The following is a 23,959-nucleotide window of genomic DNA, read 5'->3' on the forward strand; positions in this document are numbered from 1 at the left end:
CGGGCCGCGCCGTTCCATTTTCGACATCGATTTCAAGCCGATCCACGGTCGACTGAGAGTCCTCTAGCTGAGATCTTAGTTCGGCCGGTCTCGATACCTGAGAAACTCTGTGCGCTCCACTGACTGCGCGTAGAAATAGAGACAAGCTCCCAACATAGCCGATGTGTAGTAAGTTCGGTCGACGGCTTCTCCGTTCAGAGGGTTGGTTTTCGAGATCGTGAGAGAAGCCACAAAAACTAAAACGGCAACAATCACTAACGTAGTTGGGCTTCCCCCAAATAACGCGGTAAGTAGCGCGCCCATAACAAGAATTACTGCGACAAAAGCAATGCAATTTCGATAGTGAATCATGAAATTTCCTTGCTTAAAGCTCTTTTTCAAAACGAATTCGTGTGGTCTTTACCTGCGTGGTATTCGCGATGTTATTTTGACGGGAATGTGCGACTGTGTCATCATCTGAAACTGGCGATAGCCTCGCGAAAACGACTGCAAAGTCCGCTGTGAACCCGCAGTCTAGATTTTCGCCATCCCCAATTTCGAGCATATAGAGCGAAGGTCGGCAATGTGGGTTGCTGGCGCAGCATTGAGCAACACCACTAAACGGTAGCTAAGGACCGCCCTTGTTGGTGCGGATGGTTTTACACGAGTCAGATAGTGCGGTGCATCCGAGGTCTGGAAAGAGCTCAATCTACCGGATGCTGCGCCTCGAACGAATGTCCGCTCAAAAGCTATAAACGATACCAAAGCTCATGACCTACCTAATGAAAGTTAAGGTCGATTAACTCGCAGATTTGGCGAGCTCAGCTGCCGTATCGGCGAAGACTCCAGCGAAGTCCGTTGCTTCGTGTTCCGTCTGACCGCCACTTTTCAGGAAGGCCTTGATAACCGTTTAGTCTTTCGATTCAGCTGCATCTGCCCTGGCTGGCTTCGAGCTGGTCAACATGATCCGCAAAGGTCAATTCACACCCGGACTCTCCCTGTTTCAGCAGTTTGTTCAACTGCTAGGATAATCAACCCGCCTGCGTTGCCTTCTCGTCCTTCAAAGGGATATGACTTTCGGCCAGAACCGTTTCGGGGAATGGGGTTTGTGCTGGCCTCACCCGCGCCACTGTCGGGGCGAGGTTTGGATGTGCCGGATGGGCTGAGTTATCTGACACCCGATGTCTGGCAGGCCGTACAGGTGTTTGGTGCCGATACGGACCGCGTTGCGGCCAAGCCCAACACGCTGCAGAACCATGTGCTGGCGGGGTATTACCTAGACGGGTGGGACTATTGGTTCCGCTGAACTGCGGCTCATACCGGACTTTGTGATCGCATTTTTCAGATGGTCACTTGAAGTCTTAGAAAAATTAGTATACCGCCGCATACAATTTTATACCGGCAGCGGTCAGCCCGCTGAAAACCCGGTAGGCACCCACACGAAACGCTAACAGCCGGAACAGCCATGAGCCTTTATACAGATTACCTCAGCGAGATCGAAACCCGCAAAGGACAAGGGCTGCACCCCAAGCCCATCGACGACGGCGCATTGGTGAAAGAGATCGTCGCCTACATCAAGGGTGTGGCAAGCGAACACCGGGACGGGGCGCTGAACTTTTTTATCTATAACACGCTGCCTGGTACAACCAGCGCTGCCGGTGAAAAGGCCAAATTCCTGAAAGAGATTATTCTGGGCGAAGCTGAGGTCGAAGAAATCTCGGTTCCTTTCGCGTTTGAGCTGCTGTCGCACATGAAAGGCGGCCCTTCGGTTGAGGTTCTGCTGGACCTGGCACTGGGTACGGATGCCTCGATTGCGGATCAGGCCGCCGAGGTGCTGAAATCGCAGGTCTTCTTGTACGACGCCGATACCGACCGTCTCAAGGCGGCCTATGAAGCTGGAAATATTATCGCGAAGGACGTTCTGGAGAGCTATGCCAAAGCAGAATTCTTTACCAAGTTGCCAGAGATCGACGAAGAAATCGAAGTCGTAACCTATGTCGCGGCCGAAGGTGACATCTCGACCGACTTGTTGTCGCCGGGCAATCAGGCGCACTCGCGGGCTGACCGGGAATTGCACGGCAAGTGCTTTATTTCAGACAAGGCGCAGCAAGAAGTTGAAGCGCTGAAGCTGCAGCACCCCGGCAAGCGGGTCATGCTCATCGCCGAAAAAGGCACCATGGGTGTGGGTTCGTCGCGTATGTCCGGTGTGAACAACGTCGCGCTGTGGACCGGTAAGCAGGCCAGCCCCTATGTGCCATTCGTCAATTTCGCGCCGATCGTTGCGGGTACCAATGGCATTTCACCGATCTTTCTGACCACCGTGGGCGTGACCGGCGGCATCGGTCTGGACCTGAAAAACTGGGTCAAGAAGGTGGATGAAGATGGCAACGCGATCCTAAACAATGACGGCAACCCGATCCTTGAAGAGAAGTATTCGGTCGCAACCGGCACGGTTCTGAAGATCAACACCAAAACGCACAAGCTTCTGAGTGAAGATGGCGAAGAACTGGTTGACGTGCCTTCGTCCTTCACCCCTCAAAAAGTAGAGTTCATGAAGGCCGGCGGATCCTACGCCATCGTCTTCGGCAAGAAACTGCAGGCACTTGCGGCCGAGACGCTGGGTATTGAGGCACCTTTGGTGTTTGCTCCGTCGAAAGAAGTCAGCCACGAGGGTCAGGGTCTGACTGCGGTTGAGAAGATCTTTAACAAGAATGCCGTGGGCACAACGCCGGGCAAAACCTTGCACGCCGGTTCAGACGTGCGTGTGAAGGTCAACATCGTCGGTTCGCAGGACACCACCGGCCTGATGACCATGCAAGAGCTTGAGGCGATGGCCGCCACCGTCGTGGCACCCAGCGTTGATGGTGCCTATCAGTCGGGTTGTCATACCGCGTCGGTCTGGGATGCCAAGGCGCAAGCAAACACGCCCCGTCTGATGAAGTTCATGAATGACTTTGGTCTTGTCACCGGTCGTGACCCGAAAGGGGTCTATCATTCGATGACAGACGTGATCCACAAGGTGTTGAACGACATCACCGTGGATGACTGGTCGGTGATCATTGGCGGCGACAGCCATACCCGGATGTCCAAAGGCGTGGCCTTTGGTGCCGACTCGGGCACTGTGGCACTGGCGCTGGCCACCGGCGAAGCCTCGATGCCGGTTCCGGAATCGGTCAAGGTGACCTTCAGGGGTAAGATGGCTGAGCATATGGATTTCCGCGACGTGGTGCATGCCACCCAGGCGCAGATGCTGGAACAGCATGGCGACAACGTATTCCAGGGCCGCGTGATCGAAGTGCATATCGGTACGCTGTTGGCAGACCAGGCCTTCACTTTCACCGACTGGACGGCCGAGATGAAGGCCAAGGCCTCGGTCTGTATCTCGAATGACGAGACCCTGATCGGTTCGCTGGAACTAGCCAAGTCGCGCATCCAGATCATGATCGACAAAGGTATGGAGCATGAAAACGGGATGCTGCAAAAGCTGATCGACATCGCCGATGCACGCATTGCCGAGATCAAGTCGGGTGAAAAGCCTGCTCTGACACCCGATGACAACGCGAAATACTTCGCTGAGGTTGTTGTCGATCTGGATCAGATCGTCGAGCCGATGATCGCCGACCCGGACGTCAACAATGCCGATGTGTCAAAGCGTTACACGCACGATACGATCCGTCCGATCTCGTATTACAATGCCGAAAAACATGTTGATCTGGGCTTTGTCGGATCGTGCATGGTGCATAAGGGTGACATCAAGATTGTCGCCCAGATGTTGAAAAACCTGGAAAAGGAAACCGGTAAGGTCGAATTCAAGGCTCCGCTGGTGGTTGCGGCACCGACTTACAACATCATCGACGAGTTGAGGGAAGAAGGCGACTGGGAAGTGCTCGAGAAATACTCGGGCTTCGAATTCGACGACCTGTTCCCGAAACAGAAGGCGCGCTCCGAGTACGAAAATATTCTCTATCTTGAGCGCCCCGGCTGTAACCTGTGCATGGGCAACCAAGAAAAAGCCGCTAAGGGTGATACCGTTCTTGCCACGTCGACCCGCCTGTTCCAGGGCCGCGTCGTGGCAGATGCACCGGACAAAAAAGGCGAAAGCTTGCTGGCATCGACCCCGGTTGTTGTCCTCTCAGCGATTTTGGGCCGGACGCCGAAGATCGAAGAGTACAAATCCGCCGTGGAAGGCATCGACCTGACAAAGTTCGCACCGCCCGTCGCGCCAGAAGGGACCAAGTCGGCCCATTTCTAAGTTCTGCCCGGCCGGTTCACCTGTCGCAGGTTGGGCCGGCCCGCTTCTTTACCAGATATGACGTCCGGGATGCTCGGCTAGCTCAGTGCGGATGCGCGCTCAGGAACAATGTCGTGCAATCCGGGCCAAGCAATAGAAGTGTTGCACAGAATCAGGAAGCGCCTGACCAGTCCGCCCCGCAAGCGCCGGTCAAGAATCCATCGCTTAGGCGCAGGGCGGGGTCATCCGCCGTGATCGCTTTCGCAACACCGCCTTGGGGCAAGGTCTGATCCAGACGCTGACGGTACAGTATACAAAGTTTCGCAAACCCCTTGGATTGTGGCGACAGACGCAAGGCTGACACTCCGACCCAGCGCAATTGGTCAATTTGATGGTCGGTGCAGGCATAGCTGTCAGATAAGGTCTGTACCCCGTTCATTGCCATGAAGAGCCTGCCGTCGCCGGTCAGAACCTCGAGCCCGTCGGGGTCGTCTTCGCAAGCGAATTGGCAGTTGTCCTTGGTGCGCCCATGAAGGCGAGCGTGATAGCAGCGGCCAGAGATGGCCAGCGGTATCCGGCCGTGGCCCCAGACCTCGATCGCGATATCCAGGTCATTGGCAACCCGCGTCAATGCCTCAACTGATGCCAGGGGCAATTCCGGCGGCAGACAGACTCGATTTGCGCCGCGGGCCGCCAGCCAGTTCAGCGTGCCTTCATTGTAGACATTCACCAGCGGTCCTACCGTGAACGCGCAGCCCTTGGGCAGATGGGCCAGGGCGGTCAAATCATTGACCTCGACCGTCACACCCATTTCGGCCAGTTCGGCGGTCAGTTTGCGTTCACGTTTCAGAGTGATCAGCGCAAGACTGGTGAGGGAAACCTGTTTCCCGGCCTCGATCAACGCGGCAATCGCATCGGGGATGCGGTCCTGGTAGAAGGGCAGGCGCTTGGAACAGACCAACTCGCCGATCACCACACGATCGACCGGAGACTGGGTCAGGTTCTGATAAAACCCGGTCCAGAAATCGGCGGGCCAGAAGAACTGGCTGGGCCCGACTGTCAGTTCCATCACGTTATCTCCATGTTTTCTTGTAGGCGCCGGTTGTCATGGCCTGCCCCTCGGACAGGCGGGCCAGCATGCCCTCGGGCATCGGGCGCCCGGCCTCAAGCGCATCCACCGCCGCGCGGAAATTGCGCACCACTTGCGCGACATAGGATTTCGACCGTTGCCGCCCTTCGATCTTCAGCGCCGTAACGCCCGCTTTTTGCAATTGCGGGATCAACTGCTCGGCGTTCAAGCTGACCGGATCTTCGAACAGATGTCCGGTTTGGGATCCTGCGGTGAAACACCCCTTGCACAGGGTGGGGTAGGGGGCCGGTTCCCCCTTATCGACCCGGTGGATTAGATAACCGCCCAAACGCGCATCCAGAACGCCCTGATCTTCTGAGTAATCCACATGGCTGGCGGGTGAGCAGACCCCGTTCATGTTTGGTGACAACCCGGTGGCATAGGAAGAGAGCGAACAGCGCCCTTCGGCCATCACGCACAGGCCGCCGTAGACGAACACCTCAGTCTCAACCTCGGTTTCGGCATTGATGGCGGCAATCTCGGGCACGGACAGAACGCGTGGCAGGACCACACGTTTGACGCCAAACGTTTCTGCATAGAAATTGATTACATCGGCATTGGCAGCGGCGGCCTGCACAGACAGGTGCCGTCGCAATCCAGGGTGGGTGCGGGCGGTGTGGTCCAGCAGTCCAAGATCGGCCAGGATCACCGCGTCTGCGCCGCAAGTTTTGGCATCTGCTACGGCGCTGTGCCAGATCGCCTCATCCCCTGCGCGCGGGAAAGTATTGATGGCAACCAGCACTTTTGAGCCGTGTTGATGGGCGAAACTTACAGCATCGCGCATTTCGCTGCGATTAAAGTTGAGGCCCGGAAAGTTTCGGGCGTTGGTTTCATCGTTGAAACCGCAATAGACCGTATGTGCCCCCGCCTTAACGGCGGCCCGCAAGGCGGCGGGCGTTCCTGCCGGGCAGACGATTTCCATCACCATATTACTGCGTCCTCGGGTCGGGTCAGGCAGATGCCGGTTTGACGCTCGGCCAGGGCAATCAGCTGCTGTATCGGACGCGCGAATGGCCCGGAAAATCTTGCCGCTTCCTGCGCCAGGTCCAGTTCGGCATCGTCCACGGCATTGCGCAGGGCGAGGGCGGCGCCGGTATCGCCCTCAACCACCAGATCGCGTGAGAAAAACAGCGCATCGCCATCAAAGGCCCCGTGTACTAGACCAAGCAAGGCCGCAAGCGGACCCGAGATCCGGGCCACTCCTTTCCCCTGACCGCGAGTCAGGGTCACCTTTGGTCGACCATCGTTGGGATTGAGACACAGAACAATCGGCAGGTCGACCGGGTCGAGTACAAAATCGGTCTGCCTGTATTCGCCCAGGCGCTGAAACAGGCCGGGTGAGGTGCGGGCGATCTTGCGCGCAAAAACCGTCAGCGACAGGGACAGGGGTGCAAGCGGTACCAGCCGCAGCGCCGCCGCCAGAGGGGCGGGGCAGTGCGGTATTGTTATGTGAGGATCGGACAAACTGACCTCCGGCGGTTTAGCAGGTCCTGCTGTCGTAGGCGGGTGCAGGTGCCCGTTAATTGACTGTTGTCAATTCTGCGCGACAAAATCGTTGTTAGGGGAAGGGCAGATTACCGGAGCTGTCCCATTCGCACCTTACCGAAATTTCCCACCCTTAGTGATTTTCTTGGTTGGAGCGAAAGCACCGGCCAATTCCAGGCGGTGTCCGAACCCATCTCTTTGCGCCACCAGATGACGGCCGTGCATCGCGCTGTTTTGGAAGCACAAGGGCCGGTTCTGCGGTTTGATCACCCGGTAACGGCGCAGGGCGACCGATTGGATTTTCCTGTCGTAGTCAACCTGTTCGGCACAGCCCGGCGTGTCGCCGCCGGGCTGGGCGTTACGCCAGATGGCCTGGATGAATTGGGGTCCTTTCTGGCGGCGCTGCGCAGCCCCGCGCCGCCGGATGGGTTGCGCGATGCCCTGTCACACTGGCCGATGTTGAAGGCGGCGTTGGCAGCGCGCCCAAAAACCGTTCGGTCGGCGGCGGTTCAGGATGTTGTCCACACCGGGACAGATGTCGACCTGTCTGCATTGCCGGTACAGACCCATTGGCCGGGCGATGCCGGTCCACTGATCACATGGCCCGTGGTGGTGACCCGCCCGTATGACAGCGATGCCGGGGATGTCAGCCGCTACAATGCTGGCATCTACCGTGTGCAGGTTCTGGACCGGAGCCGATTGATCATGCGCTGGCTGCCTCATCGCGGCGGGGCGGGGCATCATCGCAGTTGGGTTCAGTGTGGTGAAAAAATGCCTGTGGCCATCGTTTTGGGTGCTGATCCGGCAACGCTGTTGTCAGCGGCGTTGCCGCTGCCGGAAACCATGTCAGAGTTGAGTTTAGCAGGTGCCCTGAACGGCACACGACCCCGGATGATACCTGCCATATCTGTGCCACTGTTGGTGCCGGCCGACGCCGAGATTGTGTTGGAAGGCTGGGTTTCCCCAACTGATACCGCCCCCGAAGGACCGTTTGGCGACCACACTGGATACTACAACCCGGCCGAGCCGTTTCCTGTGATGCACGTCACCGCCGTGACCCATCGTGACGCACCAGTCTACCTGTCCACCTATACAGGTCGCCCCCCGGATGAACCTGCCATCATCGGCGAAGTGTTCACCCGGCTGTCATTGCCGACCATCCGCGCGCAGATTCCCGAAGTGCGTGACCTCTGGCTGCCGCCCGCCGCTTGTTCGTATCGCATGGCGGTTGTCAGTATCGACAAACGCTATCCCGGACAGGCGCGGCGGGTGATGATGGCGCTTTGGGGGATGTTGCCGCAATTTAGCTATACCAAGATGATCGTGGCCGTGGATGAAGATATCGATCCGTCCAACTGGGACGACATCGCCTGGGCGCTGGCCACCCGCATGGACCCTGTGCGCGATGTGATGTTGCTGGAAAATACTGCCATGGATTACCTCGACTTTGCCTCGCCCCAACCCGGATTGGCGGGCAAGATGGGCATCGATGCCACCACCAAGATCGGCTCGGAAACCTCGCGCGAATGGGGTGAGATCATGCGAACTTCGGATGCCGATGCGGCCTTTGCTGCTGATCTGTTGGGCCGGATCATGCCGGGGCTGAGCCAATGAGCGCTGCCCGTGTCATATTGGGGGTGTCCGGTGCATCGGGCGCAGCGCTAAGCCTTGCTGTGGCGGGCAATTTGTCGGGGTTGGGAGTTGAGATTGATCTGGTCGTCAGCCCTGCGGCCAATCTTACGTTGGCGCAGGAATGCGGCGCGGATGCGTTGGACGATCTGTGCAATCTGGCGACACGGCACCATGCCACCGGCGATGTGGGGGCAAGTATCGCTTCCGGCTCGGTCCCGGTTGCGGGCATGATTGTAGCGCCTTGTTCGATGCGCACGCTTGCAGCGATTTCGTTGGGTCTGGACGACAACCTGCTGACCCGAGCGGCCAGCGTGCAGCTTAAGGAACGCCGCCCTTTGATCCTGCTCACCCGCGAAGCGCCGTTGACGTTAGCGCATCTGCGCAACATGACCTCTGCAACGGAAATGGGGGCCGTGATCATGCCGCCTGTGCCCGCCTTTTACCTCAAGCCGCAAAATTTGAATGACGTGATCGATCAGATTGCTGCGCGGGCTGTTGATTCCCTGCGTTTGAGTTCCCCCACCGCCGCGCGCTGGAATGCGGGTGCCTGAACAAGGCGCGATTTGGACGTTACGGAATCCATAATTCTGCCACTATGGTGCAATCTATTGGCGAGTATTGAATTTTTGGGATTCTCTTATTGTGAACGCTCTTTTTCCCGACATTTCGGCAGCACCAGTCAAAACACCCAATTTTAACGTTGAAACCGAATTGAATGGCGCCGTTCGGGCAGAGCTGCGCCAATTGGAGGCGCGCAAGCAGTTTGCGCTGAACCTGCTTTTTGCCCTGGCCTTGAGTGTCTGGGCTGCCATTTTCCTTGCTGAATCCGTGGGCACTTTCTTTGTTTCATGGCATTCGAATCTGGGCCTTTCGGCGGCTGGTGAACAACCTTGGGCCGCGTTGTTCGTCGGGCTGCTATGCTTGTTCTTTGCGCGGTCGAGCGTGTTGAAAGCAGGCAGTTTCTGGGCGATTTGGACGGGCTGCGCGCCTGTTATTCTTACCCCAACTGAGCGTGTGCCCGAGGCGGTGACTTATTCGATTGAGCAAGACCACGTCATCGCACAAGAGAAGGATTTCACCGAATCTTGGCATTTTGCGCATATCTCTAAACTTGAACGCAATGGGCGGTTCGTGATGTGGCGCAGCCCCGATATGCGGTTGCTTTTTATCCCCTTACCGACCGAGCAAGATGCCCAGCACCTGCTGCGCAAACTCAATCAGGAAAGCCGCTCGGGCAAAGGCAGTTTTGCGCTGCAAGACGCACCGGATGCGGCGTTGGTGCAGAATATCTCGGCCCGGGACGCGTTTGAGGCGCTTGAAGGAGTCGCAAGGAAAACAGGAACCAAATGCCCCAATAGGTTGGATTCTGTTTTCAACTATTTGACCTTCCTGATCCTCACCGGGTTTGCTGCGCTTGGCCTGTGGTCCCTTGTTTCGGGTAATACCGTGCAGGCAGGTTTTCCGCTGTTCAATCAGCTGTGCATCGTGCTGTTGGTCACCGCACTGATGGCGCATGCGTCGTTTTTTCGAAAGCATCTGCCCCGTCTGCGGCATCTGCACTTTGCTCGGTACGGGCTTGTGCGCGGCATCGCCTGGGGACCAACCGCCGTGACCTGCGACACGTCAGGATTAGAGATCTGGCGGGAAGGCAGGGTTTTGCGCATCGGCTGGAACATGGTGCGCGCGGTACACTGCGAAAATTTTTTGACTGTTGTTGAGCTGACCGACGATCAGGTTTTTGTCATCCCTGAAATCCCGTCGGCGACAAACCTATTTGCTGCCCACCGTACATCGCGAGGATTGGGCCCATGGGATGGCGCCAGACATGCCACGGTACCGAAACAGGGAAAAAAGAAACGGTGGTGGTCGTTCCTGATCAGCGGTGTGGTCTGGTTGATTGTTTTCGTGACGATCTTGGGATTCATCGGCTGGCTTCAATCCAAACCCGCCGCAGCCGAGATGCTGCGAAATCCAACCCTGCCTGCATGGTACGAAGAGGTTTCGCCACAGGATCGACGGGCCGCTTTGGCAGCAGACAGACCAGTGAGCCAACCCCTGTTTGATGAGAAAATGCGGGTCGAAGAGGCCGGGTATGAAATCGTTAGACAGGGATTTTTTGTTGTTCACGACCGGTCCCGTCTTGAGGATTTCGGTGAGGTTCGCCTGACGGTGGATCCGATTTTCGAACGCGCCACATTGCATCGGCTGCGGATACATCGGGACGGAAAGACATTTGACCAACTCGACTTGCCGTTCCGAGAATTGAGTCTGGAGCGTGAACTCAAATCCGGCGTGATGCAGGGCGATATTGAATATTTCGGCCAGATCGCCGATCTGCGCGTGGGGGATGGCCTTGAGATCATCTGGTCTAAAAAAGCGACAACACCGGTTTTTCCTGATCAGTTCCACTATTGGGCAGACAAGCCCAGAGTCGGCAGTTGGACGGAGAGGCGGATAAGCATCGACCTGCCAGCGTCGACCCGTTTTGGTCTAAATCATACCGAAGACTTCTCGATCAACCGTTACGAAGCCAATGGGCGCACGGTCTTGTCGTGGGCTTTTGGCGAGATTGAGGAGGAAGACGGAAACCTGCATGCGGCAGAGGCCTGGGATGTCTCGAATGACGGGATGCAGCTGTCCACGTTTCTCGATTGGGGACAGATCGCACAGCGCTTTGCGACAGATTACCGACCTCGCCCTGATCTTTTGCCCGATGACTTGATTGCGATACTTGAAGAGATCGCGGCGCAATCGGACGACCCCGAATGGCGCGCGACCCAGGCCCTGCGACTGGTTCAGGACCGTGTGCGGTATTTCAGTGTTTCCATCGGGGAAGGCGGTTGGATACCCCGTACGCCGAATACGGTCTGGTCCACAGCTTACGGGGATTGCAAGGATAAGGCGCTGTTGCTGATTTCGATGCTGGCGCATCTGGGTATTCAAGCCGATGCGGTCATCGTGGATCATGAAATCGGACCTGCCTTGCCACGCATGTTGCCGTCGCCCTTTGTTTTTGATCATGCGATTGTTCGCATTCGAGATGTACAGGGCGATTGGTTTGTTGACCCCACCGACTTGTTGCAGGGCGGAGTCGGTCGGGCCATTTCGCTGACCGATTTCACCTGGGGGCTGCCGCTGTCACCGGACAGCACCGAACTGGTCGAGATTGTGCGGCATCTTCCAACTGAGCCCACGTCCGAAGTTCTGCAAGAGTACACTTTGTTGGATGAAGGTCCGGTGGCTGCCATTCTGGATGTGACCGAAACCTGGCGCGGTGTGAACGCAGATTACAGGCGGTGGCTTTTTGATCGTCAGGATGAGGAAAAGCGGCACAAGAATTACGAAGATTGGTATGCGGATCGCTTTCCCGGTGCCACGCATCCCGATGCGATGGTTGTTGAGGATGATCTTGACGCCAACGTCATTCGGCTGGTGCAGCGATATTCCCTGCCGCGCGGCGGGTTCGAAGAAGATGGCCTTTGGGCGGACCTGAGCCATTTTGGCTATGTGGTTTCGGATCAGCTTTACGAGCTTGATGATGACGCGGCGTTGGCAGGGCAATCGCAGGTTAATAATCCGATCCACGCTGTACACACAGTGGTCATGCGCAATGTGCCGGCATCCTTGAACCAACCGGTCGGTCACAGCTTTGAAAACCGCTTTGTCGATTTTGAAACCAAGGGCGAGTGGAACGAAGCTGAGGCGTCCTTGCGCTATGAGTGGGTCCTGAAAACCAAGAAAACCACACTAAAACCCGGAGATGAAGACGCCTGGCGCGAGGCGACTGATTACGTTGAAGATCATGACATTTACAACGTCAACCTGCATCAAAACCTGTTCGGCCGAGTATTGGATAAGCCGGCCTATCTGGGGATGAACGCAATCCAGCTGATGGTTCTTCCCCTGCTTGTGTTGGTGGCCATGATGATGTTTTTGATGTTCCGCAGCGGTGTCAGTGCTGAAGTGGCAGCCAGCCGCGCAATGAGGGACGCGGAGCGGCGTTAAAGCCCGCCCCGCCCTTGTTATCCCTCTTGTCGGGAAGACAGGATCCAATCCCGCACAATCTCGGCCTTTGGTGTCAGGGGGCGAGTTTTGGACCACACCAGATAAAACCCTTTGCCCGTTTTCCAGGCCCATTCAGGACGCGCCGCCAGCATGCCCTGCCGCACCAGCGGAGCTACGACATGATGCCAGCCAAAGGCAAAGCCCTCACCCGCCATCGCGGCCTGCAAAACCAAGGCATAATCGTTCAGCCGCAGACCGGTACGAGGGGTGACCTCGGTGATGCCAAAGGTGCGAAACCACTGTTCCCATGTGGGGCGTTCACGGACCGGCTCCTCTAGGTGAATAAGCCGTTGATTCAGAAGGCCGGGCACATTCTTGAGCGTGACGGCAGCGGCCATGACGCGAGGTGAAGCGACAGGATAGATCACCTCATCCGATATCAAATGCGCGTCGCAATCGGGCCAATTGCCATCGCCCAACCGCACGGCAAGGCTGATAGTTTCCACATTCAGGTCCGGCTCGCGATCGCTGGATTGCAGGCGCAGCTCAATATCGGGATGATTTTGCTGAAACGATGCTATTCGAGGCATAAGCCAGTAGTTGTTGAATGCCGAGGAAGCGCTGAGTGTCACGTGATCATTGCTGGCAAATTGCCGGATCGAAGCTGCAGAATGCGACAGCAGCTCGAACGCGCGGGTGACATCTGAAAACAGACGGTTTCCTGCATTGGTCAAAGTGATCCTGCGATGGCTGCGCCGAAACAATACGACGCCAAGTGAGGTTTCCAATTGCTTGATCGAGGCACTGACGGCGGGTTGCTGCACATTCAACTCCTCTGCCGCTTTGGTGAATGATCCCGTGCGTGCGGCAGCTTCGAAGACGACCAGATGGCGAGGCGAGGAGAGGAGGGACCAGGGTTTTTGCATAACTTCAGATTATGCTAAACATCAATATTTTCAACCGTCACAGAGATGTGGTTGAGCGCTATGGTTCTTGAAGAAACATGGCGATGAGGGTTTCAATGGCACGGCGCGCTCGGACATCCAGAAAACGGCAGGATACACATATCGCTGTGCCCGCCTCACCCTTTATTCAGCGCCAGGCCCCGTTTTACGATCTGCTCGACGAGGAGCAGGTCGTTCGTCTGGAACGTCAGGTGGATTGGTTTTTGCAGGACGTCGGCATCGCCTTTCGTGACGACCCCGAGGCGCTTGCGCTATGGAAGTGCGAAGGGGCACAGGTCGACGGTGATATCGTGCGCGCCCCTGCAGATTGGATTCGCGCCCTTTGTGCCAAGGCACCGAGTGAGTTTACTCAGTTGGCCCGCAATCGGGATCGATCGGTTGTCATCGGCGGTCGAAATCAGGTTTTCGCTCCGGTCTATGGCGCCCCTTTTGTGCGTGATCTGAAAGGTGGGCGGCGTTATGGCGATCTGAACTCCTTTGAAGACCTGGTGCGCCTTACCTACCTGCACCCAAACTTGCATCACGGGGGTTTTGTGACCTGCGAGCCGTGTGATGTTCCAGTCAGCAAGCGGCATCTGGATATGTTGCTGGCCCACATGACGCTAAGCGACAAACCGCATCTGGGCGCAATTACCGAGATGAGCCGCGCTCAGGACAGTGTCGACATGTCCGAGATCGTATTTGGCGCGGATGTGATGGCGGAAAACTGTGTCATCATGGGCAACGTGAACACCAATTCACCGCTGCTGGTGGATCGGGTGGTGACGGAATCCGCGCGGGTCTACAGCAGCCGGGGGCAAGGTATGATGGTAGTGCCGTTCATCCTGTCCGGGGCGATGGGGCCGGTATCGACCGCCGCCTCGGTGGCCCAGGCATTGGCCGAGGCGATGATGGTCTGTGCATATATTCAGCTTATCCGTCCCGGTGCGCCTTTCATACTGGGGAACTTCCTGTCTTCGATGTCGCTGAAATCCGGCGCGCCGACTTTTGGCATGCCCGAGCCGGTGATCTCGAATTATGCGATCGGGCAACTCGCGCGACGCGTGGGCCTGCCTCTGCGCTGTGGCGGATCGCTGACCGCGTCTAAGATCGAGGATGCGCAAGCCGCGTATGAAAGCGCGGATTCGATGCATTCGACCATGTTGGCCGGGGCGAATTTCGTGCTGCAATCGGCGGGTTGGCTGGAAGGTGGACTGTGCGCCGGATTCGAAAAGCTGATCATGGATGCGGACCGGCTTGGGTCTTATCAAAAGGTTCTGGACCTGGGGCTGGACACATCAGACGAAGCGCTGGCCAGTGACGCCTATGAGGAGGTTGGTCCCGGCGGCCATTTCCTGGGCTGCGGTCACACCATTCGTAATTATCAGGATGCGTTTTATGAACCCGCGCTCAGCCACAGTGAAAACGTCGAAAGCTGGGAGGATGAAGGTGCCAAGGACATGCGCACGCGGGCTTATGAACGCTGGAACCAGATGCTGAAAGATTATGAGGCACCTCCCATCGACGTGGCGTTGAAAGAAGAATTGGAGGCATTCGTTGCCAAACGCAAAGAAAGCTTGCCCGACGCCTGGTACTAAGTCCCCCGACCTTTCACCTATGCCGGTCAACCAAGGAAAACACGTATGCCCGAGATTCAAAAAGATGAGACAGCCACCGGCAAACCGCTGCCGTCCCACGCCAAGGTCGTTGTCATTGGTGGCGGTGTCGTTGGGTGCTCGATCCTGTTTCATCTGGCCAAATTCGGCTGGAAGGACGTGGTGCTTCTGGAACGAGATGAGCTGACCTCGGGCTCAAGCTGGCACGCGGCGGGGCAGATTCACACGATCAGCTCGGACCCGAATATCAGCCGTCTGCAAAGCTATACCATTGATCTGTATAAAGAGATCGAGGAGACCTCGGGCCATTCGGTTGGATTGCATATCACTGGAGGGTTCTACGCGGCCTCGACCAAGGAGTGGTACGACTATCTGAAACGCGAGCGGTCCAAGGCGCGCTATATGGGCCTGCATCAGGAGTTCATTTCTCCGTCCGAGTTGGCCGAACGGCACCCGCTGGTCGATCCGAAACATTACTATGCAGCGCTGTGGGATGATCAGGACGGCGATCTGGACCCGTCGGGAGCGACCTATGCATTTGCCAAATCTGCCCGCGTTCATGGTGCGCAGTATTTCACCCATTGCGGTGTTACCGCGATGTCGCAGCGACCCGACGGCTCGTGGGATTTGACCACGCCCAAAGGTCAGATCAATGCCGAACACGTGGTGAATTGTGGAGGGCTGTGGGCGCGCGAGGTCGGGCATATGTCTGGCATTCACCTGCCGGTTCAGCCAATGGAACACCATTATCTGATCACCGAGAAAATCCCTCAGATTGCTGAGCGGATGGAGATCATGGGAGAGGCGGGGCGCCTGCCCGCCGGGATCGACTATGAGGCCAACATCTATTTCCGGCAGGAACGGCAGGGGATGCTGCTGGGCACGTATGAACCGAAATCGACCCCTTGGAAGGTGAACGGCACGCCGTGGGATTTTGGGCATGAGCTGCTGCAACCTGACCTTGACCGCATTGCCGATCGGCTGGAGATGTCGTTTGAACGCATTCCTACCATTGGCGAGGCTGGGATCAAGGACATGATCAACGGTCCCTTCACCTTTGGTCCTGATGGCAACCCGATGATCGGCCCGGTGCCGGGGATGAAGAACTATTGGGTCGCAGTGGGCGTCATGGCGGGCTTTTGCCAAGGCGGCGGTGTGGGTCTGACCATGGCTGAATGGATGATCGACGGAGAGCCTTCGATCGACGTCTGGGCCATGGATGTGGCGCGGTTTGGCGAGTTCGCAACGCCAGACTGGGGCACAATCAAATCCTCGGAAAACTACGAACGCCGTTTCGTGATGACGTTTCCGAACGAATCGCTACCCAAGGGACGGATGCAGAAAACCACTGCGCTTTATGATCGTTTGGTCGCAAAAGGCGCGCGGATGGGGCAGGGCTTTGGGTTGGAAAACGCGCTGTGGTTCGCCGATGGCCCTGAGGACGCGCATGAAGACCCGACTTTTGAGCGCAATCGCAGTCACGACTATGTCGCGCGTGAGGTGAAAGCGGTGCAAGAGGCTGTTGGTGGGATCGAGATTGCCAATTTCGCCAAACATGAATTCAAAGGCGCGGGTGCGCGGGCTTATCTAGATTACGTGCTGGCCGGGTATGTGCCCAAACCGGGGCGCCTGACGCTGACACCTATGTTGACGCCCAAGGGTAAGCTCTTTGGTGATTTGACCGTGGCCTGTTTGGCCGACGATCACTTTATCCTGTTTGGTTCAGGCGCCATGCAAGAGGCGCATCGCCGCTGGTTCGAAAAGGACCTGCCGGATGATGTGAGCTATGCCAACGTGTCGGACGATTGGCACGGAATCGCATTGTCTGGCCCCAAATCCCGCGAGTTGTTGGCGCGGTTGACGCGAGAGGATGTCTCGGCCGAGGCCTTCAAGTTCCGCGATCTTCGCCAGACCTATGTGGCCGGTGTACCGGTGATCCTGAATCGCATCTCGTTCAGCGGCGAACTGGGCTATGAGATTTATTGCAAGCCGCAATACCTGTTGCGCTTGGCCGAAGCGATTGAAGAGGCCGGGGCCGATCTGGGCTATTGCTGGTATGGGGCCCGCGCGTTGATGTCGATGCGGCTGGAGAAAGGGTGGGGTGTCTGGACGCTTGAATTCCGCCCGGATTTCAATGCAGTCGAAAGCGGCATGGAAGCCTTCATCAATTGGAACAAAGAGTTTGTCGGCAAGACGGCGACCGAGGCGGCCCGCGCCGAAGGCGTCAAACAGAAGCTAGTGACCATGACAATCGACGTCGACGGAATAGATGTTTCGAATGATGAGGCGATCGTGAAAGACGGCACTGCCGTCGGGTATGTCTCTTCCGGTGGCTATGCGCATCGGGTCGGGGCGTCGATGGCCATGGGGTATGTTGCCGTGAAACATGCCGCGCCGGGAACGATCCTGCAGGTGGAAATCCTTGGCACGTTCTATGTCGCCACGGTTCTGGGTGCACCAATTTACGATGCCAATGGAGCCAATATGCGCTCCTGAGTAGTTTGTCGAAAAGCCATCCTCGCACAGGTTACAAGACCGTCATCATTTTGTTGGCTTGTAACCTGGCCTTCCATCAGCGTTCGTCAAAAGCGTTGTTCACGGTCTGATGCACCGGCTTCCGCATATAGGCGAGCATAGTATTCTCGCCTGTGGTCATCTCTGCCACCACGGTCATTCCGGCCTGAAGAGGACGTTCATACGCGCCGCTGCCAATAGATTTTTCGGCCAATTGTATCGAAGCCCGGAAATAGGTTTCGCCTGTCATCTCATCGACAAGCGGCACCGAATCCAGCCCGCCCGAGCAGATTACAATCGTTTTCATTTTTTGAACCCTTGTTTTGTTACCCGGGTAGGCTGCGACCGGGATGCGTCCTGTTACACATGGGGGCTGGGCATGCCAACCCCCCATCACCGCAATCACGCGCTTGTGGTAGATGACCCGTGGGTCGTACGGCGTGACCAGATATTCACTTGCTGTGTTCAACACCGGGTAAACAAATCGGCATGTTTCTTGAAACCATCTGGAAACAAGGAATTGCGCCCTTTAACCTTCAACTCACATTTGGCCGATCAACCCCAGGCTTTTGCCACCAACAGCCGTTTGGACCACAAGTGCGAGTCAGCGTAGGAATTGCCGTATCAATACTTGTCGCGCTTTCAATCGGCGCGTCGACTTTTGTGGTGCATTCGCTGTGGTGGACGACCGCGCGGGAAAACAGTCGGATGTTGGCGGCCGAGATCAACAGTCAAATCGCCAACACTGTTCGGATCGAAGTGGGATTGACCCTAAGATCCGCTGAAGCGGCCTGGGCAGCGGTCCGGACAATCTTTGTTCAGAATGTGATTCAGACACAGCAAGCCGACAAGCGAGAGTTTGTGTTCCTGTCGCAATTGCAGGCGCAGCCCAACATATCGTGGATTACCTTCGGCTGGCCTGACGGGGACTTCTTCGCCGCCCACCGTTTAGGCGACAGCGGGCTGGAGATGATCGAAATCAACGACGAGATCCGGGATCGGAGCCTGCGCAAGGACCGCTACATTTTTATTCCCGGGGACATCCAATTCGAAGACCGCTCGTTTTCGCCAACCCAATATGATCCGCGCGATCACGCCTGGTACGGTAATTTCATTGATCGCGATACGCCGGACTGGATCGAGGTGCGCGACCTGCCGGGTAGCGACAAAACGGTCTACGCCTTTGCCGGGGCAATCGACGTGAACCGCAGACGCCAAGGCGTGTTGACGGTGGCCATTGAAACGGATCGCCTGTCGCGCTTTCTGGGATCATTGCGGCCGGGTGAGTTTGGCGCGGCCTATATTCTGAGCGCGGATGGCAAGGTGATCGCCGTACCGGACCCGGAGGCGGATGAGGTCACCCCGGCGCGGATGGGTGAAGGTGAGCTGTACGAAGTTGCCAAAATGTCTGGGGAAACTCTTTTGGCGACCTCTGGTCCGAATGTTGCAGGCAGTTTGACGACCCGTGTGGTGTATGACGACGTGCCCTATGCCGTGGCACTGACCCCGCTTGGATTTTACGGGTGGCGCGTGGCCACGGTCATCCCCGAAGCCGCCTTCCTGGCAGGTATCGACCGGACGCTTGTCAATCTGATTTATGCGCTGCTTGGGGTGGTTGTTGTGGCGACCGGTCTTGCCATTTGGTTAATGCGCAAGGTTGTGGCAAACCCTTTGTCGCGCGTTGCCGAAGACCTCAGCCGAATTGAACGTTTCGATGTCGAGCAGGTCTCGCGGCGTCCCTCGCGCCTGAAAGAGCTAAATAACCTGTCCGCAGCGACGGCCAACATGGCGGCGGGTCTGTCGGCGTTTCGAAAGTATGTGCCGACCGATCTTGTGCGAATGCTGGTGGCGGCAGGTATCAAGACGCAGCCCGGAGGGGAAACAAAAACGATATCTGTGCTGTTTTGTGATGTGTCGGGTTTCACCGGCCTGACCGAAAAGCATGGCCCGAAGATTGTCGAGTTGATGGCACCATTCTTCAGCGCTGCGTCATCGACCATTGAACGGCATCATGGAACAATCGATAAGTTCATCGGGGATGCGGTGATGGCGTTCTGGGGTGCCCCGCGAGAAAATCTCAACCACGCTGAAGATGCCTGTCGTGCTGCGCTGGAACTCGTGGACGTGGTCGAAAGTGCTGGCCTGCGAAGTGACTCTGACGATTCCCTGCGCGTCAGGGTCGGTCTGAACAGTGGTGAAGCTCTGGTTGGGAATATCGGATCGGAACAGCGGCTGAACTACACTGCAATTGGGGACGTCGTAAACGTAGCAAGCCGCCTAGAAGTGGCCAACAAGGCCTATGGCAGCGCGATCCTCATTGGGCCCGAAACACGGCGAGAAGCAGGTGATGTGATCATCGTCCGGGAACTGGATACGCTTGAAATTGCCGGCCGGTCCGGAGAACTGGTCGTTTTCGAACTGATTGCCATGGCTGACAGTGTCGCTGAGACCCCACCGTGGATCGAGGCATATGAAACAGGTCTTGCCCATTACCGGGCCAGGCGCATGTCCGAGGCGGTCGCGTCCTTTGAGACCGCAGATAATTTGCGCGGGGGCGATCCTGCGTCCGTTTTTATGATCAAGCGAGCAAAAGGGTTGCTGGCGGACCCTCCGCCAGGCGATTGGACGGGCGTTGTATTCATGGATGATAAGTAGTGTTTCGTTAGGATGTTTGAGGCGTGAGGCGCTCATCACTCTGTTTTCTGGCGTCATCGCCTTGAAATTTTGTTTCGTTTTGCCGGTACATACTGAAACATCATGACAGCGCGAGCTTGATAGTTTAGTTGTTCAATTTAAAGCAAAATTGACAATGTCTCGGTGAATATAGTGGAACACGTAACCTTCACGTTCGAGATGGGAGTGGTGTGCGCTTTGTTGGCCTTCACCGTTTTCCTTTTCGTATCGGAAATTGTCAGAATAGACCTTTCTGCGATACTGGTTTTGGTTCTGGTTGGCCTTCTTAGCTACGCTCCGGGGCTTGAGAACCTTGCCAATGTTTCGCAACTGTTCGACGGATTTGCGTCCAACGCGGTGATATCCATCATCGCGGTTATGATCGTGGGGGCGGGTCTGGATAAAACCGGCATCATGAACAAAGTTGCGGCGGTCATATTGAAATATGGCGGCACCGCCGAGAACCGGGTGCTGCCAATTGTTTCGGGCACGGTCGGCGTTATTTCATCCTTTATGCAGAACGTCGGTGCGGCCGCATTGTTCTTGCCCGTGGTCAGCCGAATTTCCTCTAGGTCCGGAATTCCGCTGTCCCGCTTGCTGATGCCCATGGGGTTTTGCGCCATTTTGGGCGGCACGATGACAATGGTAGGCTCATCACCGCTGATTTTGCTTAACGATCTCGTCATCACTGCAAACAAGGGTCTGCCCGCTGATCAGCAGATTGAACCATTTGGTCTTTTTTCGGTTACACCAATCGGAGCGGTCCTGATCTTAACCGGGATCGGGTATTTTCTGCTGCTTGGGCGGTGGGTATTACCAGGCGATACCGGATCTGACAGTACCGGCACAGGGCAGGGTACGCAGGAATATTTGCAACGGGTGTACGGGCTGCAGGCAGATGTTTTCGAGGTGATCGTGCCCGAGGATAGCCCATTGGTGGGGCGCATTCTGGCTGATATCAACCACGAAGAACACCTATACATAATCTCTACGTTTTATCGCGGCAAAACGTCGATGGTTCAGGTCCTGACCGCCGAGATTGCAGCACCTTGCAGATTGGCCATCATCGGAAACCGCTGGGATGTAGAACAATTTGCACTGAAATTTGGTCTAACGGTTCTGCCGGATTTGGATATCTTCGTTGAAGAATTTGCGCCGACCAATGCCGGCATAGCCGAAGTCGTTGTGACGCCCGATAGCAAACTGATCGGAAAATGCCCGCGCGAACTTTTGTTTCGCAAGACCTATGGCATGTCGTTGCTTGCAATTCACCGCGGTGAAGAAACGCTTAGCCATGTTGAAACCGACACGCACGATTCCACTCAGATCGGGCTCGAGGATTTTCACGCAGGGGACATGCTTGTTGCACATACCCGGTGGGACAACCTGATGCGCATTAAGCGGGATCCTGATTTTGTCGTCGTGACAACGGATTTCCCACAGGATGAATTGAGGCCGCAGAAGGTTGGTTGGGCCTTGGCCTTTTTCGCAATTTCCCTATCGCTGATTTTGTTCACCGACGTTCGTTTGTCGTTGTGCCTGCTGACCGGAGCCGCGGGAATGATGCTCACACGTGTACTGAGTGTGGATGAGGCCTATCGCGCAGTCGGATGGAACACCGTATTCCTGCTGGCCTGTCTCATACCGCTTGGGCAGGCGGTGCAAAACACCGGAACGGCGGCATGGATTGCCCAGCAAATCATGATCATTCTAAACGGCTGGCCGATATGGGCGCTGCAGGCTGGTGTCGCGATATTGGCCACAGCCTTTTCGTTGGTCATGTCGAATGTCGGGGCCACTGTCTTGCTTGTGCCGCTTGCCATTTCGATTGCGGTGGCGGCAGGAGGCAACCCAGCTGTCTTTGCACTGACCGTAGCAATCTCGACCTCGAACAGCTTTATTATTCCAACCCATCAGGTCAACGCGCTGATTATGGGCCCTGCAGGTTACAAGGTTATGGATTTTGTGCGCTCGGGTGGGGTTATGACAATTCTGTTCCTGGTTGTTTCCTTGTTGATGCTTAACGTCATCTACTGAACTGCCCGGGCGCGCAGCCCGATTAGAGGTGCTTGTTTCTGAAAAAGGCGCTAGTTGACTAGGTAACTTGTCGGCGGACGTTTCGGTTCAGTCTGCTATTTCTTTCACGACGGAAAAAACAAAAAAGTGGCGAGAAATCATGCTTTTGAATTCTGACTTATAATTATTCAACGCAGCGCTTCTTTTTTGATCGCCAGTGTTATTGGGCCAGAATGTCGTTTGTTGATTTCACATCCGCAATTTCACCGTTAAGCGTTGCCATGCTAACCGAATGAACTTGAGCGGCATTGTGGGATTTTCCGTCCGGGCCGGTAAGCCCATATGTCCAAACAGCATCGGCTGCATAGATTGGCTGAAAGCCAAGATCAGCTGCACTGCGCGTGGTCGATTCTACACAATGATTGGCGGTCGCACCGCACAGGATAACACGCTCGACGCCAGCGTCTTGCAGAATTGCCTGCAATGGTGTTCCCGCAAAACCGCTGCTGCCGGTCTTGACGACGATAGGCTCATCGGTGGCCGGGGCCGCGAACGGTTGAACTGCACAACCTGGGGCGTCGGGGTGAAACGGGTCATCAGGATCCGTACCATGATGGTGAATATGAACGACCGTGCTGCCGTCGCCGCGAAACTTGTCCAGCAGCCGGGTAATATTGCTTTCTGCCTCAGGACATGACCGTTCCGTGCCCAAAGCATCCTCGTGCGCCAGGGCCATTTGAACATCAATCACCAAAAGTGCGGTTTTCATTCTTTTCCGTCCTTAGCCCGTGGTTTCAGCCTTGCGGCTGGCCAGTATGTTTTCCACCCGCTTGCCGTATATGCGAATGTTGATCTCATCCCCGATTTCGCGGTCGGGCTGTTCGTCATAAGTCATCGTGGCCGTAATACGGGGGCGGTCACCTTCAACCTTGGTCACGCCATGTAACGAGTACCCGCCACGGAACAACGTCAGCGTTCCCGCCCCGCGCGCGAAGGTCTGGGCATGAGACAAGTCCCCATCCAACAAGCGGTCCACCGCCTCTCGGTCTTCATCCGAGTCTGTCCGGGAATTTGGAATAAAGGTGAACTCGCCACCTTTTTCGGCAGCCTGCAACAACAGCGTGACAGTGCATTCGGTCGTATCATAGTGCCAGGCATGTCCGCTTCCGGGTTGCAGGGCGACGACGTTGAGCGCCTGAAACTCATCCGCGCATCGATACAGTTGGTCTTTCATCTGCACCCGCCGCACAAACTCGGTCAAAATTTCTGACTGGTACAGCTGCTTGAGGCCGGACTCTGCCGGTATTTGATCATCTGCAAGCTGCACGGCGCTATGGATGAATTCTTTTCGGCGCGGATCATCGTCAGGCAGCGAAGGGTCAATCGCCCCCTGATAGATGTTTCGCTTCACGTGCAAAATCTCCGCCGTCGGAAGCAGGGCGTTTGCCTCTGAATTCACCTGTTTCAAAGCCTTGGAATGCAGAAAGCCATCCAGATTGCACCAGCCGTTGGTGTCGATGCTGAGCTGACATTGGGCTAATAATTCTGCACCCGGGCCATTGTCCAGATCGGCAATCGGGTAGCGGTCGAGGTCTACAAAATCCAGAGCGACATCCCGTTTGGATTGGCTGGTGTCAGTCATGATGGTCTCCTTCAGGAAATCTCAACCGGTCAGTGCGCGGTCGCACACCCCGATACTATGCAGAGCAGTCTTGAACAGATAAAACGAAACAAA

At 56.3% G+C, this 23,959-nt stretch carries 16 protein-coding genes and 1 pseudogene; 10 read left to right on the forward strand and 7 right to left on the reverse strand.

All coding sequences use genetic code 11. The features are described from left to right. Positions 1-893 precede the first annotated feature (893 nt). The 3 genes and pseudogenes from ACR3EP_RS19130 to ACR3EP_RS19140 form a co-directional block, all read left to right on the forward strand. Positions 894-1,010, forward strand: a pseudogene (locus tag ACR3EP_RS19130) (IS6 family transposase); the annotation flags it as partial. Positions 1,011-1,078: 68 nt separating this feature from the next. Further along, entirely contained in the window at positions 1,079-1,285 is a 207-nt protein-coding gene (locus tag ACR3EP_RS19135) for a hypothetical protein (protein ID WP_480639069.1), read from the forward strand. 159 nt (positions 1,286-1,444) lie between these two features. Next, positions 1,445-4,231 carry a bifunctional aconitate hydratase 2/2-methylisocitrate dehydratase gene (locus ACR3EP_RS19140; protein WP_480639070.1) on the forward strand — a complete coding sequence of 929 codons (2,787 nt, stop codon included), beginning with the start codon at positions 1,445-1,447 and terminating at the stop codon, positions 4,229-4,231. Positions 4,232-4,382: 151 nt separating this feature from the next. Here ACR3EP_RS19140 and ubiV read toward each other — a convergent pair whose 3' ends face one another. Genes ubiV through ubiT form a run of 3 tightly spaced genes read right to left on the reverse strand, consistent with a single transcriptional unit; the run spans position 4,383 to position 6,803 of the window. Continuing rightward, complete coding sequence (gene ubiV / locus ACR3EP_RS19145) at positions 4,383-5,279, reverse strand: ubiquinone anaerobic biosynthesis protein UbiV (RefSeq protein ID WP_480639071.1); 897 nt, start codon at positions 5,277-5,279, stop codon at positions 4,383-4,385. Between the two features lie 4 nt (positions 5,280-5,283). After that, positions 5,284-6,261, reverse strand: coding sequence for a ubiquinone anaerobic biosynthesis protein UbiU (ubiU, locus tag ACR3EP_RS19150; RefSeq protein ID WP_480639216.1), 978 nt, complete (start codon positions 6,259-6,261; stop codon positions 5,284-5,286). Further along, positions 6,261-6,803, reverse strand: coding sequence for a ubiquinone anaerobic biosynthesis accessory factor UbiT (ubiT, locus tag ACR3EP_RS19155; protein ID WP_480639072.1), 543 nt, complete (start codon positions 6,801-6,803; stop codon positions 6,261-6,263). The genes ubiU and ubiT overlap by 1 nt, the downstream gene beginning before the upstream one ends. A gap of 126 nt (positions 6,804-6,929) precedes the next feature. Between ubiT and ACR3EP_RS19160 the strand changes: the two genes are divergently transcribed. The 3 genes from ACR3EP_RS19160 to ACR3EP_RS19170 all read left to right on the forward strand — a co-directional run bounded on the left by ACR3EP_RS19160 (position 6,930) and on the right by ACR3EP_RS19170 (position 12,461). Next, positions 6,930-8,438, forward strand: coding sequence for a UbiD family decarboxylase (locus tag ACR3EP_RS19160; RefSeq protein WP_480639217.1), 1,509 nt, complete (start codon positions 6,930-6,932; stop codon positions 8,436-8,438). Then, complete coding sequence (locus tag ACR3EP_RS19165) at positions 8,435-9,007, forward strand: UbiX family flavin prenyltransferase (RefSeq protein ID WP_170394548.1); 573 nt, start codon at positions 8,435-8,437, stop codon at positions 9,005-9,007. The genes ACR3EP_RS19160 and ACR3EP_RS19165 overlap by 4 nt, the downstream gene beginning before the upstream one ends. 91 nt (positions 9,008-9,098) lie before the next feature. Beyond that, the gene (locus ACR3EP_RS19170; protein WP_480639073.1) at positions 9,099-12,461 is read left to right on the forward strand and encodes a DUF3857 domain-containing transglutaminase family protein; all 3,363 of its coding nucleotides are present in this window, start codon (positions 9,099-9,101) and stop codon (positions 12,459-12,461) included. A gap of 17 nt (positions 12,462-12,478) precedes the next feature. Here the strand turns inward: ACR3EP_RS19170 and ACR3EP_RS19175 are convergent, their stop codons facing one another. Further along, positions 12,479-13,387, reverse strand: a complete 909-nt coding sequence (locus tag ACR3EP_RS19175) for a LysR substrate-binding domain-containing protein (RefSeq protein WP_170362673.1) — start codon at positions 13,385-13,387, stop codon at positions 12,479-12,481. A 95-nt stretch (positions 13,388-13,482) separates the two neighbouring features. Here ACR3EP_RS19175 and ACR3EP_RS19180 point away from each other — a divergent pair, with 95 nt between their 5' ends. Both ACR3EP_RS19180 and ACR3EP_RS19185 read left to right on the forward strand, forming a co-directional pair. Further along, positions 13,483-15,003, forward strand: coding sequence for a trimethylamine methyltransferase family protein (locus ACR3EP_RS19180; RefSeq protein ID WP_480639074.1), 1,521 nt, complete (start codon positions 13,483-13,485; stop codon positions 15,001-15,003). 45 nt (positions 15,004-15,048) lie between these two features. Next, a complete protein-coding gene (locus ACR3EP_RS19185) occupies positions 15,049-17,517 on the forward strand; it encodes a GcvT family protein (protein WP_480639075.1) in 2,469 nt (822 codons plus the stop codon). 76 nt (positions 17,518-17,593) lie between these two features. On the opposite strand, the gene ACR3EP_RS19190 is transcribed toward ACR3EP_RS19185, so the two are convergent. Continuing rightward, a complete protein-coding gene (locus ACR3EP_RS19190; protein ID WP_480639076.1) occupies positions 17,594-17,842 on the reverse strand; it encodes a hypothetical protein in 249 nt (82 codons plus the stop codon). 290 nt (positions 17,843-18,132) lie between these two features. Here ACR3EP_RS19190 and ACR3EP_RS19195 point away from each other — a divergent pair, with 290 nt between their 5' ends. Together ACR3EP_RS19195 and ACR3EP_RS19200 are read left to right on the forward strand one after the other, a co-directional pair. Beyond that, positions 18,133-20,190: an adenylate/guanylate cyclase domain-containing protein gene (locus ACR3EP_RS19195; protein ID WP_480639077.1), complete on the forward strand. Its 2,058-nt coding sequence runs from the start codon at positions 18,133-18,135 to the stop codon at positions 20,188-20,190. 171 nt (positions 20,191-20,361) lie between these two features. Then, on the forward strand, positions 20,362-22,245 hold the full coding sequence (locus ACR3EP_RS19200) for an SLC13 family permease (protein ID WP_437436543.1): 1,884 nt from the start codon (positions 20,362-20,364) through the stop codon (positions 22,243-22,245). 199 nt (positions 22,246-22,444) lie between these two features. Here ACR3EP_RS19200 and ACR3EP_RS19205 read toward each other — a convergent pair whose 3' ends face one another. Both ACR3EP_RS19205 and ACR3EP_RS19210 read right to left on the reverse strand, forming a co-directional pair. Further along, positions 22,445-22,993 (reverse strand): isochorismatase family protein, encoded by a 549-nt coding sequence (locus ACR3EP_RS19205; protein WP_170506107.1) that lies wholly within the window; start codon positions 22,991-22,993, stop codon positions 22,445-22,447. Positions 22,994-23,005: 12 nt separating this feature from the next. Continuing rightward, on the reverse strand, positions 23,006-23,866 hold the full coding sequence (locus ACR3EP_RS19210; RefSeq protein WP_170351231.1) for a HalD/BesD family halogenase: 861 nt from the start codon (positions 23,864-23,866) through the stop codon (positions 23,006-23,008). Between the last annotated feature and the right edge of the window lie 93 nt (positions 23,867-23,959).

Source organism: Ruegeria sp. BB10 (genome assembly GCF_056535725.1).